The organism is Sphingobacterium sp. GVS05A (genome assembly GCF_019969845.1).
Classification (GTDB): Bacteria; Bacteroidota; Bacteroidia; order Sphingobacteriales; family Sphingobacteriaceae; genus Sphingobacterium.
In genome coordinates, this window is record NZ_JAHXYR010000007.1 from 298652 (window position 1) to 315098 (window position 16447).

15 protein-coding genes are annotated in these 16447 nt (G+C 39.5%); 8 read left to right on the top strand and 7 right to left on the bottom strand.

What is annotated here, in order from left to right; translation table 11 throughout:
- Positions 1-12: 12 nt before the first annotated feature.
- The 6 genes from LC454_RS18490 to LC454_RS18515 all read right to left on the bottom strand — a co-directional run bounded on the left by LC454_RS18490 (position 13) and on the right by LC454_RS18515 (position 7326).
- Entirely contained in the window at positions 13-927 is a 915-nt protein-coding gene (locus LC454_RS18490) for an SDR family oxidoreductase (RefSeq protein ID WP_223583922.1), read from the bottom strand.
- Positions 928-1056: 129 nt separating this feature from the next.
- Positions 1057-2001: a M20/M25/M40 family metallo-hydrolase gene (locus LC454_RS18495; RefSeq protein WP_223583923.1), complete on the bottom strand. Its 945-nt coding sequence runs from the start codon at positions 1999-2001 to the stop codon at positions 1057-1059.
- Between the two features lie 130 nt (positions 2002-2131).
- Positions 2132-2782, bottom strand: coding sequence for a lipoprotein signal peptidase (locus tag LC454_RS18500; protein ID WP_223583924.1), 651 nt, complete (start codon positions 2780-2782; stop codon positions 2132-2134).
- Positions 2783-2836: 54 nt separating this feature from the next.
- Complete coding sequence (locus LC454_RS18505) at positions 2837-3223, bottom strand: TraR/DksA family transcriptional regulator (protein ID WP_046674049.1); 387 nt, start codon at positions 3221-3223, stop codon at positions 2837-2839.
- A 3-nt stretch (positions 3224-3226) separates the two neighbouring features.
- A complete protein-coding gene (gene ileS, locus LC454_RS18510) occupies positions 3227-6640 on the bottom strand; it encodes an isoleucine--tRNA ligase (RefSeq protein WP_223583925.1) in 3414 nt (1137 codons plus the stop codon).
- Between the two features lie 335 nt (positions 6641-6975).
- Entirely contained in the window at positions 6976-7326 is a 351-nt protein-coding gene (locus tag LC454_RS18515; protein WP_223583926.1) for a HesB/IscA family protein, read from the bottom strand.
- Positions 7327-7611: 285 nt separating this feature from the next.
- Here LC454_RS18515 and glyA point away from each other — a divergent pair, with 285 nt between their 5' ends.
- The 8 genes from glyA (at position 7612) to purE (ending at position 15382) form a co-directional block, all read left to right on the top strand.
- The gene (gene glyA, locus LC454_RS18520; protein WP_223583927.1) at positions 7612-8883 is read left to right on the top strand and encodes a serine hydroxymethyltransferase; all 1272 of its coding nucleotides are present in this window, start codon (positions 7612-7614) and stop codon (positions 8881-8883) included.
- A gap of 632 nt (positions 8884-9515) precedes the next feature.
- Positions 9516-10064, top strand: coding sequence for an RNA polymerase sigma factor (locus LC454_RS18525; protein ID WP_408022393.1), 549 nt, complete (start codon positions 9516-9518; stop codon positions 10062-10064).
- Between the two features lie 233 nt (positions 10065-10297).
- Positions 10298-10993, top strand: coding sequence for a zinc metallopeptidase (locus tag LC454_RS18530; RefSeq protein ID WP_223583928.1), 696 nt, complete (start codon positions 10298-10300; stop codon positions 10991-10993).
- Positions 10994-11128: 135 nt separating this feature from the next.
- Positions 11129-12469 carry a signal recognition particle protein gene (ffh, locus tag LC454_RS18535; RefSeq protein WP_120261578.1) on the top strand — a complete coding sequence of 447 codons (1341 nt, stop codon included), beginning with the start codon at positions 11129-11131 and terminating at the stop codon, positions 12467-12469.
- 126 nt (positions 12470-12595) lie between these two features.
- Positions 12596-13180: an NADH-quinone oxidoreductase subunit A gene (locus LC454_RS18540; protein WP_223583929.1), complete on the top strand. Its 585-nt coding sequence runs from the start codon at positions 12596-12598 to the stop codon at positions 13178-13180.
- Positions 13181-13186: 6 nt separating this feature from the next.
- Positions 13187-13690, top strand: coding sequence for an NADH-quinone oxidoreductase subunit B (locus LC454_RS18545; RefSeq protein WP_223583930.1), 504 nt, complete (start codon positions 13187-13189; stop codon positions 13688-13690).
- A 32-nt stretch (positions 13691-13722) separates the two neighbouring features.
- Positions 13723-14865, top strand: a complete 1143-nt coding sequence (locus LC454_RS18550; protein ID WP_223583931.1) for a 5-(carboxyamino)imidazole ribonucleotide synthase — start codon at positions 13723-13725, stop codon at positions 14863-14865.
- A gap of 7 nt (positions 14866-14872) precedes the next feature.
- Entirely contained in the window at positions 14873-15382 is a 510-nt protein-coding gene (purE, locus tag LC454_RS18555; RefSeq protein WP_223583932.1) for a 5-(carboxyamino)imidazole ribonucleotide mutase, read from the top strand.
- A 43-nt stretch (positions 15383-15425) separates the two neighbouring features.
- On the opposite strand, the gene LC454_RS18560 is transcribed toward purE, so the two are convergent.
- Complete coding sequence (locus LC454_RS18560) at positions 15426-16409, bottom strand: sugar phosphate isomerase/epimerase family protein (protein WP_223583933.1); 984 nt, start codon at positions 16407-16409, stop codon at positions 15426-15428.
- Positions 16410-16447 lie beyond the last annotated feature (38 nt).

A 16447-nucleotide genomic window follows, 5' to 3' on the forward strand; every position in this document is an offset into this window, starting at 1 on the left:
CATTTTTTGTCATTATCGTCCAAATTCTTTGAATTGGCTATCAATTATTTCCAAAGATTTCAAAAATGTTGTTGGTACATAGCCCAGTTCATTTTCGGATTTACTAAGATCAAAACCTGTCTGGCGCGGCCTGTTATCCGCTTGTCCAATACTCGCTGCGCTAATTTCTGAAATCAATGTTTTGTCCAGTTTCCAATAATCTGCGATTTTATAAACCGCCTCATTGATGGACATCAGCTCTGCTCCAGAGATATGAAATATTCCCTGAGCTTGTCGTTCAATAGCCAATTGACAAGCATGCGCTAAATCATCTACAAAGGTAGGCATTCTCCATTGGTCATTAACCACTTTTATAGCTTCTTTTTGGGAGAGCTTTGCCTTTGCCCAAAGGACTAGATTGGAACGATTCGGATCTCCGTTGATACCGTAGACCAAAATTGTACGTAAGATCGCATAATGACAGGAAGACTGTGCCAGTACTCGCTCAGAGGCATATTTGCTTTTACCATACTCACTTTGTGGGTTGGGTGCGTCCAGTTCATTATAGGCCGTGCCTTTTTTGCCATCAAAGACAAAATCAGTCGAGAGATGGATTAACTGTGTCTTATTTTTTTCGCAGTAACTTGCTAGTGTTTGTACCAGATCTACATTGATCAGCTGGCAGGCCGCTTTATCAGCCTCACATGCTTCCACACTGGTCATTGCAGCGGTGTGTATAATCGCATCAAAAATATGGTTGGATAAAAAATCCGCTAATAGGATCTGATCCAACAAGTCAACTTGATAGAAAATATATCCCGCTTGATTCGGGTTTCTATTCGGGCCTTTTGAAATGGCTGTAACCTCATAAAGATTATTTCCAGCAAGTAGGTCGACGACCTTCTGACCCAAAAAGCCATTGGATCCTGTGACAAGAATTTTTTTCATCCGTATACTTATTTTTTTATCTGTGTTTTAATCTCGTGGGTATCTAAAGTACCTTAATAAATCCGCTCTCGTTTGCCCTCGAGCCTAGGCCATATTTTGAAAAATCATCTACGGTTTATTTTATCCGTTTTAGTTGGTCCAGATAAAGTCCATTTTATTCGACTGTTTCATGATATTCTCGATCACCGATTTCTCTAAATCCAAAATAGATTTTAATGAATTGTAGTCGATCTTGTCTGCATCATCCGTGGGCATATGATAGTCGGGGTGTCCGCCAGTATGGAAGAATAATACTGGAATATTCTTTTTGTAGAATGAAGTCTGATCCGACCCGCCGTTACCATCTTTGCTTAAATTGAACTTGATAGGTGCTTGGACGTCTTTGAAAACAGTCGGCCATTGACTGCTTGTTCCATATCCAATGACGGCAAGACCATTGTCCGGATTGTAGCGGCCGATCATATCCATGTTAAGCATTGCCGTAATTTTTTCCAGCGGTAGAGTAGGGTGCTCGGTAAAATATTTGGAGCCAACCAATCCCAGTTCCTCGGCACCAAAGGCTATAAATAATAGATTGTAAGGTTCTTTTTCTTTATTGGTGCTAAAATAACGGGCGAGTTCCAATAAACCTGCAGTACCCGAAGCATTGTCGTCAGCACCATTGTGGATTTTACCAACACCTAGCGAGTCTTTTGAGCTACCTTGGCGACCTGTTCCCAAGTGATCGTAATGCGCACCTATCACAACTGTCAGCACTGCTCCATTATCGATAAAACCAATAATATTGTCAGCATTGCGAATACTGTCAGCTACCTTTACCTTCCATACCTTTGCTTTGAAAGATTGGCGATAGCCTTTTTCGCCCTTGGGTTGTAATTTATATTTTTTAAACTCCTTTTCGATATAGTCAGCTACTTTGAACGCTTCTTTACTACCTGTTCCGCGACCTTGCATTTTGTCATCCGCCAGGTAGTAGATATGTTTTTTTAGATTCGGGATTTCAATTTGTTGTGCTTGTGCCATTTTTGTCACAAAAAGTGCGCAGACGATTAGGAATAAGTTTATGTTTTTCATTTTTTGGTATTTAGTATGGAGACCGTCATAACCTATATGACCAGATTGCTTGATAATCGGATTACAATCCCCGTTTTTAACGTTTTAAAAGAAAAGCCTTGTGATTAACAAGGCTTTGTAAGATATTTCGTTAATCTTCAACGATTTCACTATGGATACTCGATTTCTCTTCTTTTTCCGTTTTGAAATACCGTTTTTGGAATAATAGTATCAGCACGACACCCACTGAAATAGCTGAGTCCGCAATGTTGAATACAGGTCGGAAGAATAGAAACTCTTCACCACCCCAAAAAGGTACCCAAGTAGGGAAAGTACCTTCAATTAAAGGAAAATAAAGCATGTCAACGACCTTTCCATGCAGGAAGGATGAATATCCTCCACCCGCCGGAAATAAAGATGCTTTTTCGTAAAAGGTACTGTCACTGAAGATTACACCATAGAATGCTGAATCAATGATATTTCCCAAAGCACCGGCAAGAATCAGGGCTACATTTAATATAAAGCCACGGTTGTATTTATTCTTGATCATGTAATGTAGACCATACCCGATACCGGCTACGGCCAGTATCCGAAACACGGTCAGGAACAATTTCCCGTAATCACCACCAAATTCCATTCCGTAGGCCATCCCATTGTTTTCAATAAAATGGATTTGGAAGAATTTACCTAATATGTGGTGACTTTGTCCAATTGTCATAGAGAGCTTGACCCATATTTTTGACAATTGGTCTATTAAAAGAATCGCGACAATTAGTGCGACTGGTTTCGTATACCCCTTCATTGTGCTATAAAAATGGTCTTTGCCCACGCAAAGACCATATATTTTTGCCTAAAATTAATATTGTTTGTTTTTCGCTTCGATGCTCAACGTCGTGTGCGGAACAGCTTTCAAGCGCTCTTTTTGGATCAGTTTTCCGGTTTCTCTACAGATACCATATGTTTTGTTCTCGATGCGCACCAACGCTGCTTCCAGGTTGTCGATAAACTTCTTTTGACGTGCAGCCAATTGGTTGGTTTGTTCCTTCTCCAAAGTTGCAGAGCCATCTTCTAAGGTCTTGTATGTACCCGCAGTATCGTCTGTACCATTCGCATTGCTGTTATTGAGCGTTGCGGTCAACGAGGAAAGCTCTTCTTTTGCTATTCTAAGCTTGTCCAAGATAATATCTTTGAATTCTTGTAATTCTGAATCGCTATAGCGTGTTTTCTCGTTGTTGTTTGCCATAATTTAATTTTTTTGGATTAATGCCTTAAGTTCTTTGCCATCGATCTCGATGGTCTCTCCTTCAGTTAATGAATCTTCAAATACCAATGAATCGGCTAGAATTTCGGTGCAAATATAAGATAAATTTTCTTTCGCTGCATTGACTACTTCTGAGGCTGCTGTTAACTTTACGTTAATTCTGTCAGTCACTTCAAGTCCTTTTTCCTTCCGTAAATTTTGTAGACGGTTGATCAATTCTCTTGATAAACCTTCCTTCTTCAATTCTTCGGTAATATGAACATCCAATGCTACGGTCAATTTGCCCAAATTTGCAACTTGCCATCCCTCCACATCCTCTGCTATTATCTCTACATCGCTCAATAGAATAGTATATGGTGTACCCGTTAAGGCCAATTCACCTGCTGATTCCAATGTACTGATTTGATCTATAGTCAACGATTGGATAGATGAAGAAACTAACTTCATATCCTTACCAACTTTCGCGCCAAGAGCTTTGAAGTTTGGTTTTATTTTTTTCTTGATTATACCAGTTGTATCCGTAATAAACTCAATATCTTTGATATTGGTTTCCGAAAGTATCAAATCTTTTACTTTTTCTACCTTCTCCTGAAAAGCACTGTCCAATACAGGAACGAGGATTTTGTTTAATGGCTGACGCACATTGATCGACGTTTTCTTACGTAGTGAAAGTGTCAACGACGAAATATCCTGCGCCAGGGCCATACGTTCTTCCAGATCTTTATCCACTAGTTTTTCGTCGTATACCGGAAAGTTGGCTAAGTGAACTGACTCCACTTGTTCCTTATTGGTCGCAGTATTCAAATCCAGGAATAGTCTATCCGAGAAGAATGGCGATATTGGTGACATTAATTTCGCAATGGTATCCAGACAAGTGTATAATGTCTGATATGCAGAAATCTTATCTTCGGTATATTCTCCTTTCCAGAAACGACGACGGCACAAACGAACGTACCAGTTACTCAAGTGTTCGTCCACAAAGTTTTGGATTGCACGTGCGGCTTTCGTCGGTTCGTAATCCGCCAGATATTCATCCACTTCTTTCGTTAGTGAATTTAGTAACGAGATAATCCAGCGGTCAATTTCAGGACGGTTTTCCAATGCAATATCTGGTTCCGCATAGGAGAACTTATCAATGTTGGCATAAAGTGCAAAAAATGCATAGGTATTGTATAGCGTACCGAAGAACTTACGGCGTACCTCATCCAATCCTTCCATGTTGAACTTTAAGTTGTCCCAAGGAGCAGCATTGCTGATCATATACCAACGAGTAGCATCAGCACTATATTGATCGATCGTCGAGAAAGGATCAACGCCATTGCCTAAGCGTTTGGACATCTTATTTCCGTTTTTATCCAATACCAATCCATTGGAAACAACGTTTTTGAAAGAGACCGATTTATACATCATCGTGGAGATCGCATGTAGCGTAAAGAACCATCCACGAGTCTGATCAACTCCTTCCGCAATGAAGTCTGCAGGGTATGCATGATTGAATCCCTCTTTAAATGGAAACTCTTCACCTTTTGCTAGTTTCTCATGATCCAATCCCCATTGTGCATAAGGCATTGCTCCCGAATCGAACCATACGTCAATTAAATCAGGCTCACGGAATAATTTTTGACCAGCGTCAGAAACAAGAACGATGTCGTCAACATATGGACGGTGTAAATCCAGTTTTTCTGTGTCAAATTTGTCTAGATAGGCTTGGTTTTTCGCTTTTTCATCTGCCGATAAAACATCTGAAGTCAGGGAAGCCTCTAACAAAGACTTTAATTCAGGTAGCGAACCGATACAAACCTCTTCATTCTCATCTTCTGAACGCCAGATCGGAAGTGGTGTTCCCCAGTAACGAGAACGGGAAAGGTTCCAATCAACGAGGTTTTCCAACCAGTTTCCAAAGCGTCCTGTTCCAGTTGCTTCAGGTTTCCAGTTGATTGTTTTGTTTAACGCTACCAAATCCTCCTTTACCGCAGTAGTACGGATAAACCAGCTATCCAATGGATAGTATAAAACCGGCTTGTCTGTACGCCAACAGTGTGGGTAGGTGTGCTCGTATTTTTTTACATCAAATGCTTTATTGTCCTCTTTTAGTTTGATCGAGATCAAGACGTCAGTAGGTTTGAAATCTTCTTTCGCACGCTCTTCTGCACTGTAGTATTCCTCTTTTACAAATCGTCCTGCAAAATCGGTGATTTCATTCACGAAACGACCTGTACGGTCTACCGTAGGAACATCTTTCCCATTTTCGTCTTTGACCAAAATACCCGGTACACCGTGTTCTTTTGCTACACGAAAGTCATCTGCACCATAGGTCGGCGCAGCATGCACGATACCTGTACCATCTTCAGTGGTCACAAAGTCACCAGGGATTACACGGAAAGCATTCTCTTGTAAATCTTCATTGGTGATATAAGGCAACAATTGTTCATAACGCAAGCCTACAAGCTCTTCGCCTACAAATTCTGTTGCAAGTTCCCAAGGGATAACTTTATCACCCAACTTGTAGTCTTGGAAAGAGGCATCTTGCCCCTCTGCTTTAAAATGCTTGCTGATCAGATCTTTTGCCAATACAACAGATACCGGTGCACCTGTATATTTATTGAAAGTTCTGATTTTGACATAGTTTATTTTTTTGCCAACAACCAGAGCTGTATTGGACGGTAAGGTCCAGGGCGTAGTTGTCCAGGCGATAAATGCAACATCTTCGGCTTCATCGTCCACTAATTTTTCAATCGCTGGATGGAGCTGGCTTTTGATCAATCTAAATTCAGCAACAATTGTTGTATCCTTCACATCTTTATACGTGCCTGGTTGATTAAGCTCATGTGAACTCAAACCTGTACCTGCAGCAGGTGAATAAGGTTGAATGGTGTAACCTTTATACAATAAGCCCTTTTTATAGAGCTCTTTTAACAAATACCATAACGTTTCGATGTATTCGTTTTTATACGTGATGTAAGGATGCTCAAGATCGACCCAATAACCCATCTTGTTGGTTAAGTCATTCCATACATCGGTATATTTCATTACTTCCTTGCGGCAAGCGTCATTATATTCTTCTACGGTAATCTTTTTGCCGATATCCTCTTTAGTTATACCAAGAGCTTTCTCGACAGCAAGTTCAATTGGAAGACCATGGGTATCCCAGCCTCCTTTTCGTTTTACCTGGTAGCCTTTCAATGTCTTGTAGCGACAGAAAATATCCTTAATCGTACGGGCCATCACGTGATGGATTCCAGGCATTCCATTTGCAGAAGGTGGCCCCTCAAAAAATGTATATGACTTGCTCTCAGGGCGATTATTGATACTTTTTTCGAATATTTTTTCCTGTTCCCAACGGGTCAAAATCTCTTTACCAATCTCCGGTAAATTTAACTGCTTATATTCTTTGTACATCAGACTGTTGTATGCTTCTTTTCTAAAGGTCGCTAATTTAGTGAATTATGATGGAAAAAGAAAGAGGGCTTTGTTGCTGTAGTATCATTATATGATGGGCAAAATATTTTTGAAAATCCCCGTCACTTTCAATGATCAACGATTACACGATCATGGTGGCGGATGAAGTCGATCTGAAAGTTAGGAGTTAGGGCGATCGTAGCAGGAATAAGTGGAATAAAGGGCGGTTGAATTTTCCGAAACAGCTGATCAGGTTTGCTGTTACGAAGGGCTAATACAAAAAAGGGATTGCTATCCGCAATCCCTTATTCATTCGAATATGTGTAAATTTCAACTTATGCTGAAAAACTACTTCCACAACCACAAGTACTGCTTGCATTTGGATTATTGAAAGTAAAACCTCTTGCGTCAAGTCCTGATTTGAAGTCAATTTCCATGCCTGCAAGGTATAAGCCATGTGCTTTGTTCATAAAAATGCGGATTCCTTCAATTTCGTACTCGCTGTCTCCATCTTTTTTCTGGTCAAAACCAAGGATATAACTCATACCTGAACAACCACCACCTTCTACACCGACACGTAAACCAAAATCTTCAGAAATTTCTTGCTGATCTTTTAATTTATTGAGTTCCTTGATTGCCCCTTGCGTTAAGGTAACAGGAGCAATTGCTGTATGTTCTGTGCTCATTTTAATAATGTTTTAGCCTATTCTTTAGCAAAAATACATATTTTTAATCGCAAATCGCCCGCCATAGATTTTTTGACATTTACAAAACATTCGATTTCTATTGGATTGGGTGACTCCAATTAGGAGTTAAACGGAGGCTCCGTTAATTAGCTAATTCGCATAAATAAGCCCATTTTTCTAAGAACATTTAATAAAATATGGCTTTTTGTCGATATTCTTTATGGAATATGCTATCTTTGAGGCATTAAAATAAAAACAAAATTTACTTTACAACATTTAAAAACAATGGAAAGAGATCAAGCCATTTTTAATTTAATAGCTGATGAGCTGAAACGCCAAGAAGAAGGTATTGAATTAATTGCTTCGGAAAACTTTGTTTCAAAACAAGTGATGGAAGCTGCTGGTTCAGTGTTGACAAATAAATATGCAGAAGGCCTCCCAGGAAAACGTTACTATGGAGGTTGTGAAGTTGTGGATGAAATTGAAACCATCGCAATTGATCGCGCAAAGCAATTATTTGGCGCAGAATGGGTAAATGTTCAACCTCACTCTGGAGCACAGGCAAATGCGGCTGTTTTTTTGGCGACAATCAAACCTGGAGACAAAATTTTAGGTCTTGATTTATCTCATGGTGGACACTTGACTCACGGATCACCGGCAAACCTTTCTGGTAAGATCTATCAACCATTATTTTACGGTGTAAAAGAAGATACAGGTCTGATTGACTACGAACAGTTGGAAGAAACGGCACTTCGTGAAAAACCAAAAATGATTATCTGCGGTGCGTCAGCTTATTCCCGTGACTGGGACTATGCCCGTATCCGTAAAGTTGCTGATGAAATCGGTGCGATTGTTTTGGCTGATATTTCTCATCCTGCAGGTTTGATCGCTCGTGGTTTATTGAATGATCCACTTCCTCATTGTCATATCGTTACAACTACAACACACAAGACCCTACGCGGTCCACGTGGTGGTATGATTATGGTTGGTAAGGATTTTGAAAACCCTTGGGGTATCAAAACGCCTAAAGGTGAAATTCGTACGATAACTCAGTTGTTGGATCTAGCTGTTTTCCCAGGCACGCAAGGTGGTCCTTTGGAACATACAATTGCTGCAAAAGCAATTGCTTACGGAGAGGCTTTATCAGACGAGTATATGGAGTATATCGTTCAGGTGAAGAAAAATGCAGCTGCATTGGCACAGTTCTTCGTTGAGCGAGATTATAAGATTATCTCTGGTGGTACAGATAACCATTTGATGTTGGTTGATCTACGTAACAAGGATATTTCTGGTAAAGAAGCTGAGGCCGTATTAGGTAAAGCAGGTATCACAACCAATAAAAATATGGTTCCTTTTGATACACGTTCTCCTTTTGTAACTTCAGGTGTACGTTTCGGTACTGCCGCAATCACTACTCGTGGTATCAAAGAAAATGATATTATTCAAATCGGAGAGTTAATTGATGAGGCATTGAAAAATGCATCCAATGATGCTGAATTGGATAAGATCCATGGTAAAGTGAAAGCCATGATGGCCGAATTCCCGTTGTATAAATAAGACAAGTCTTTATCATATAGAAAAGCAGAATCATCTTAGGGTGATTCCGCTTTTTTCGTTTTTGATCTTATACGACACCCACCGTGTACTTGCTCTGCCACATGCGAGCTAATGCATTTGTTTTTTAAGTTTTATGCTCCGTATCTGCTATGAAGTAAGGCCGTACTATCTTGCGGGCAACTGTATACCAACCTTTTAATTAAAAGGTATTTTATCCTAATATAATAGGGGATTAATAGGTACTTTATACGCTTTTATCCGAATGAAGTCCGGGCAAGGTCCGAATGAGGTCCCTATAAAGTCCCTGTTAGTTACGAATTTGGATCACAGTTAATCAACGCGCAAATTGAGTCAGGCTTGAGTATTTTGTCAGGAGCTTTTTTTGTTAAGGGGCGGAGTTTTTACCTTTCTAAATGTTAAAAAGTCTTAAATTGAAATGTAATAATTTGATTACTCAATAATTTTACGGTACTTTGAAATACTATTAATTGATTGTTTTACAATAAGAAAGGAACACTATACGCTAAACATTTACATTTTACAACAGAACTGATAATTTATTTGCGAACTGCTAAAAAAGTAAGTGACGTATGAGACTTTTGAAAAGTAAGAGTGATCAAGAATTGATCCAAATGTATGTCGGGGGCCAAGAGTCCGGCCTAGAGGCATTGTTGAATCGATATAAATCGAAAATTTATACCTCTATATATATGAAAGTAAAAGACGAATATCTTGCTGAAGATATTTTCCAGGAGACTTTCATTAAAATCATCAACACATTAAAATCAGGCAAGTACAATGAAGAGGGTAAATTCTTGCCTTGGGCTATCCGTATTGCCCACAATATGATCGTTGACTTTTTTAGAAAAGCCAAACGGGCTCCAAATATTGTTAATGCGGATGGTTTCGACATTTTTGAAGTATTGGAATTCAGTGATGAAAGCGCTGAATCTAAAATGCTGAAACAACAGGTCGATGTCGACTTAAAGAAAATGATCCAGAAACTGCCCGATGATCAGAAAGAGGTTTTAATTATGCGCCACTTCTGTGATATGAGTTTTAAGGATATTGCTGAGATAACAGAGGTGAGTATCAATACCGCCTTAGGAAGAATGCGCTATGCATTGAGTAATTTACGTAAAATGATAGAAGGCTCTGATTTGGTTTTTCAGATGGGATAATCGAATAAGTAGTATAATTAAGAAAATAACAAGCAAAGGGAGTGAGTTTTTCACTCCCTTTTTTATGCTACAATGTCATGTCGGCATCAGAAGAAATTGTTCTTTTTGTCAGTTATAAGCTTTTTATTATCTTAGAAGTTCATGCCTTTATCAATTTATAGGAATTGGAATGAGGTTTGATGATTATATAGAAACTATTAAAAAGAGAATAACGATAAAAATATAAAAAAGCTATGTACTTGATTTTATTTATTGGAATAATGGTGGTAAGCCTAATTGTCCAGACAAGATTTAAAAACAAATTTAAGAAGTATTCAGAGATGCCATTGGGGAATGGACTTTCTGGTGCTGAAATTGCGCAGAAAATGCTCAATGATAACGGTATATATGATGTGAAGGTATTGTCGATTCCTGATCGCCTGGGCGATCATTACAATCCATCGGATAAAACGGTCAACTTGAGTCCTGAAGTATATAGTGGTCGCAGTGTAGCGGCAGCAGCGGTAGCGGCCCATGAATGTGGTCACGCTGTCCAGCACGCGAAAGCATATAAATGGTTGGGTTTTCGTTCAGCGATGGTACCAATGGTCAATGCGGCCTCCAAACTGACTTCATGGGTATTAATGCTCGGGGTGATGTTATTTGCATTTTCCAAAGGTGGTAATCCATGGTTGTTAGCGGTAGGTGTAGGTGCCTTGGCGATCACAACAATATTCTCGTTCATCACGCTTCCGGTGGAATTTGATGCGTCAAACCGAGCCTTAGAATGGTTGAACCATGCCGGCGTTACTTATAATGGTGAGGAACATGAGGGTGCTAAAGATGCATTAAAATGGGCTGCTATGACTTATGTCGTTGCTGCTTTGAGTGCCTTGGTGACACTTTTATACTATGCTTCCATCTTATTTGGTGGGCGTAGGAGTGACTAATGAGTGGCTAGGTAACTCGAGTATACAAAGAAATGCGATTATTTTTAATAGTCGCATTTTTTATGGGGTGTTAATGAGGTTACTACAGACAATTTTTTTAACTTTGCTGTTTATATAGAATAAGATTCAGATTTTATGTTTTCAAATCTTCAAGATAAGCTAGATAGGGCCTTTAAGGTATTAAAAGGACAAGGCAGTATTACCGAAATCAACGTTGCTGAAACGATGAAAGAAATTCGCAAAGCATTGTTGGATGCCGACGTGAATTACAAGACTGCTAAAACTTTTACAGATGATGTTAGACAAAAAGCTTTAGGGCAGAATGTATTGACAAGTATTTCTCCGGGTCAGTTGTTGACTAAAATCATGAATGATGAGTTGACAGAATTGATGGGTGGGTCTGTCACAGAGTTGGAGATTGGTAAAAATCCTACGGTTATTTTGATCGCAGGTCTGAATGGTGCCGGTAAAACAACTTTTTCTGGTAAGCTGGCATTATTCCTGAAAGATAAAAAGAATAAAAAACCATTGTTGGTTGCAGGTGACGTTTATCGTCCAGCAGCGATTGATCAATTGGAAGTGCTGGCTGAACAAGTTGGTGTTCCTGTTTATGTTGATAGAGCGTCAACGGATCCGATTGCTATTGCGAAAGCAGGTGTTGAAGAGGCAAAACGCAATGGTCATAATGTTGTTATCATCGATACTGCTGGTCGTCTGGCCATAGATGAGCCTTTGATGGTGGAGATCACTGCTGTTAAGGAAGCGACAAAACCAGATGAGATCTTATTTGTTGTTGACTCGATGACTGGTCAGGATGCAGTCAATACAGCGAAGACATTCAACGATCGTCTTGATTTTACAGGTGTCGTATTGACCAAATTAGATGGTGATACACGCGGTGGTGCTGCTTTATCAATTAAATCTGTTGTCAATAAACCAATTAAGTTTATTGGTACCGGAGAGAAGATGGATGCATTGGATGTTTTCTATCCAGATCGTATGGCCTCCCGTATTTTGGGTATGGGTGACGTCGTATCTTTGGTGGAGCGTGCGCAACAACAGTTTGACGAAAAGCAAGCTGCGGAGCTTCAAAAGAAAATCCGTAAGAATAAATTTGATTTCAATGATTTCAAATCCCAGATCCAACAGATCAAAAAAATGGGTAATATGAAAGATTTGATGGGCATGATTCCTGGAGTAGGAAAAGCAATGAAGGATATTGAAGTCGATGATAATGCATTCAAACCTATTGAAGCAATCATTGATTCTATGACACCTTTTGAACGCGAAAACCCAGATGTAATAGATCAAAAACGTCGTTTGCGTATTGCGAAAGGTTCAGGAACGGATATCAACGAAGTAAACAAATTGTTGAAGCAATTTGGTGACATGCGTAAAGTAATGAAACAAATGTCTAATCCCGCAATGGCCGCTAAGCTGATGCGCAATATGCCTAAAATGCCTGGGAAAATGTAATTTTAATGTATTGTTATATTCGATGGGGCATTGTACGCATACAATGCCCCATTTTTTTAATAAATAATTTGTAATTTCAAGTTCCTAGCTAGAGTAAACGAAATAATTGTTAAATTTGTAATTATTATGGATGACCCCGCGCAATTATCGGAATACGGCAAAATCCTTATCATTCTTCTGATAGGGGCATTGTTAGTCTGTGCGACCATTTTTCTAGCACGTTTAATTTCTCCCAAAAAGAATAATCCCATTAAATCTGGTACTTACGAATGTGGCGAAGATCCTATCGGGTCCTCTTGGGTACAATTCAATCCTCGATTTTATGTCATCGCTTTAGTGTTTCTGCTTTTTGATGTTGAGCTCATCTTTATTTTTCCTTGGGCTACAGTATTTGGACAATCGGAATACATTGCCGCCGATGGTAGATGGGGATGGTTTACGATGATTGAGATGGCCATGTTTATCGGTATATTGATCTTGGGATTGGTTTTCGTCTGGAAAAAAGGTGATTTAGAATGGGTGAAACCCAATGTGTCTCTACCTAAGGTTCCTGTAAATATTCCTCAAAGTGCTTATTCAACATTGAACAATAGCAGCTATCAAGTGCGGAATTACAGGGAGCCGGCGGATGTGGTCGTGGCGAATACTGTTGCGCAAGAAGTGACAGCAGCTCCAAAGATTGCTTTTAAACCTCGATTTAAAAAAACCTGAGTAAGCATGAGTTTAGATAGTCAACTACAAAATAATGGTGTCGTTGTTGCCAAATTAGATGATCTGCTAAACTGGGCAAGACTTTCCTCGATGTGGCCAATGAGTTTTGGTATTGCCTGCTGTGCGATCGAAATGATGGGAGCTATGGCTTCAACTTACGACCTGGATCGGATGGGTGTTTTTCCTAGACCCTCACCGAGACAATCAGACGTTATTATTATTGCTGGTACAGTCACATTTAAAATGGCAGATCGTATAAAAAAACTATACGAACAGATGCCTGATCCTAAATATGTAATCTCAATGGGATCCTGTTCTAATTGTGGTGGACCTTATTGGCAGCATGGTTATCACGTAGTGAAGGGGGTGGATCGGATTATCCCGGTGGATGTGTATGTTCAGGGATGCCCACCACGTCCGGAAGCACTGATAGGTGCTTTTATTGAACTGCAAAAAAAGATAGATAAAGAAAGCTTATTGGGCGAACTGTTGTTCAAGGAAAAAGCTTAAAAGATAAATTTTATAAGATTTTAGAATCAATTATGGCAAAAGATTTTTATGGCGAACTGCAATTAGGCATTCTTGGTGGTGGTCAACTCGGAAGAATGTTAATCCAGGAAGCCATTAATTACAATGTAAACGTTCATGTACTGGATCCCGATAAGAATGCTCCTTGTCGTAAACTGTGCAATAAATTTGAATGTGGTTCATTGAGTGATTTTGAGACAGTATATAATTTTGGTAAAGACCTGGATTTAATTACTATCGAGATCGAAAAAGTAAATGTAGATGCATTGGAGAAACTGGAAGAGGAGGGGGTAATTGTTTATCCACAGTCGCGTATTATTCGCCTGATCCAGGACAAGGGATTACAGAAACAGTTTTTTAAACAAAATGATATCCCGACTTCTGCATTTCAATTGATATCAACTAAAGATAATTTAACAAATGCTTCGTTAAGTTTACCCTACATTCAAAAACTACGTAGGGATGGATATGATGGAAAAGGTGTCAAGAAGATCGTTACTGAAGCGGATATTCAGGATGCCTTTGAAGAGCCGAGTTTGATTGAAGAGTGGGTAGATTTTGAAAAGGAAATCGCTGTTATTGTTGCACGTAACGATAGAGGTGATATCTCCACTTTTCCAATGGTGGAAATGGAATTCAATCCTCAAGCTAATTTAGTGGAGTTTCTTATCGCACCATCATTATATGGGGTAGAGATCCAGCAACGTGCAGAAGCAATTGCGAAGAAAATCGCGGATGATCTGCAGATCGTCGGTTTACTTGCTGTGGAAATGTTCCTAACGAAAAATGGTGATATTCTGGTGAATGAACTGGCACCGCGCCCACATAATAGCGGTCATCAAACGATTGAGGGAAATTATGTTTCTCAATTTGCACAGCATCTAAGAGCGATATTCAATTTACCTTTGGGTGATACAAGATGCCGGACAAACGCTGTCATGATCAATCTACTGGGCGAGGATGGTTATGAGGGCTTAGCAAAATATGATGGAGTAGAAGAGGTGTTGGCGATGGAAGGAGTCTATTTACATCTGTATGGCAAGAAATATACAAAACCATTCCGCAAGATGGGGCATATCTGCATCATCAATGATGACCGTGATAAAGCCATCTCCAACGCAAGAAAAGTACAAGAAATATTAAAAGTTAAAGCTTAATAATACTATGTCAGTCAATAATAAGGCCCAGGTAGGCATTATCATGGGAAGTAAATCCGATCTTCCTGTTATGCAGGATGCCATCGATGTCCTGAAAGTCCTTGGAGTAGAATTTGAAGTAACAATCGTATCGGCACACCGTACGCCGCAACGTATGTTTGATTATGCTAAAAATGCCGCATTCCGTGGTTTGAAAGTAATTATTGCCGGAGCTGGTGGTGCTGCGCATTTACCTGGAATGGTGGCTTCAATCACGCATTTGCCTGTAATCGGTGTGCCTGTAAAATCATCTAATTCTATTGATGGGTGGGATTCGGTACTATCCATCTTGCAGATGCCGAATGGCATCCCTGTAGCAACAGTTGCGCTAAATGCTGCAAAAAATGCGGGTATATTGGCTGCTCAGATCCTAGGTACGCATGATGAGACAATAAGCAAAAATATTATTGATTTTAAAGAAGAATTAGCACGTAAAGTGATTGAAACTGCGGTCGAAGTAGAGGATACACAATTCTAATAAAATCTTATCAAATAAAAAAGGGGAGCAATGCTCCCCTTTTTTATTTGATAAGATTTGCCTGAACGTAATCGTAGCTTTTCTTAAGACTTTCCATCTTGTTAGGCATGTAGATGTCGTCTTGCTCTACGAAAGCGTATTTCAGACCCGATTTAACCTTTTCTTTGACAATTTCGGGGAACGGGATACTTCCGGTACCAACTTCGGTATATCTGATATCTTTAAAGATCTGTTCAACAGGTAATTTACCATCCTTAGGCCATTCGATTGGATTAGATTTTGTACGGTCCATATCCTTGACATGCCATAGTTTAAATCTATTGGGGAATTTTTCAAATATGGATATAGGGTTTTTCCCAGCTTTCTCGGCCCAGAAAAGATCAAGCTCAAAATCGACAAGATCAGGTTCCGTAAAAGCCAACATGACATCTTCACCTGTAGCATTGTTTCCTAAATCCCTAAATTCCCAAAAATGGTTGTGGTAAGCAACCTTTAGCCCCATCTTTTTTGCTTGTTCACCAGCCTTATTGAGCTGTTCAGCAGCATAGAGATAATCATCTTTTTTAAGTGCATTAATGTCGAACATCGGTGTCACTGGCGCAATCACATATTCCTGTCCGAGTTCTTTTGCCGCATCAAAGTACACCGCTAAATCTTCTTTATCGGTATGTGATTTACTGAGATATTTAGACATATCATAGTGACCTGAGTGCGTTTTTAGGCCATTGTCATCCAGAATCTTTTTTAGCTCTTTATAGGATAATTTCCAGAACTGCTTGGCCGTAGGATCTATGCCATAAAGCTCAACATGTTTGTAACCAATTTTTGCGACCTGCTCCAAAGAACCTTTCGGATCTTTATCCATCAAATCACGTATGGAATACAGCTGTACCCCTATATTCTGCAATGGATTGTCACTGACAGCACCCATTTTATTTTGACAAGATATCAAGTTGGGCATCAGATAAGCTGCCGAAAGACCTATTCCAGCTTGCTTTAAAAATTGACGGCGAGAATTGTTCATCATATAACTGATTATGTGTTAGTGTACAATGTACAATTATT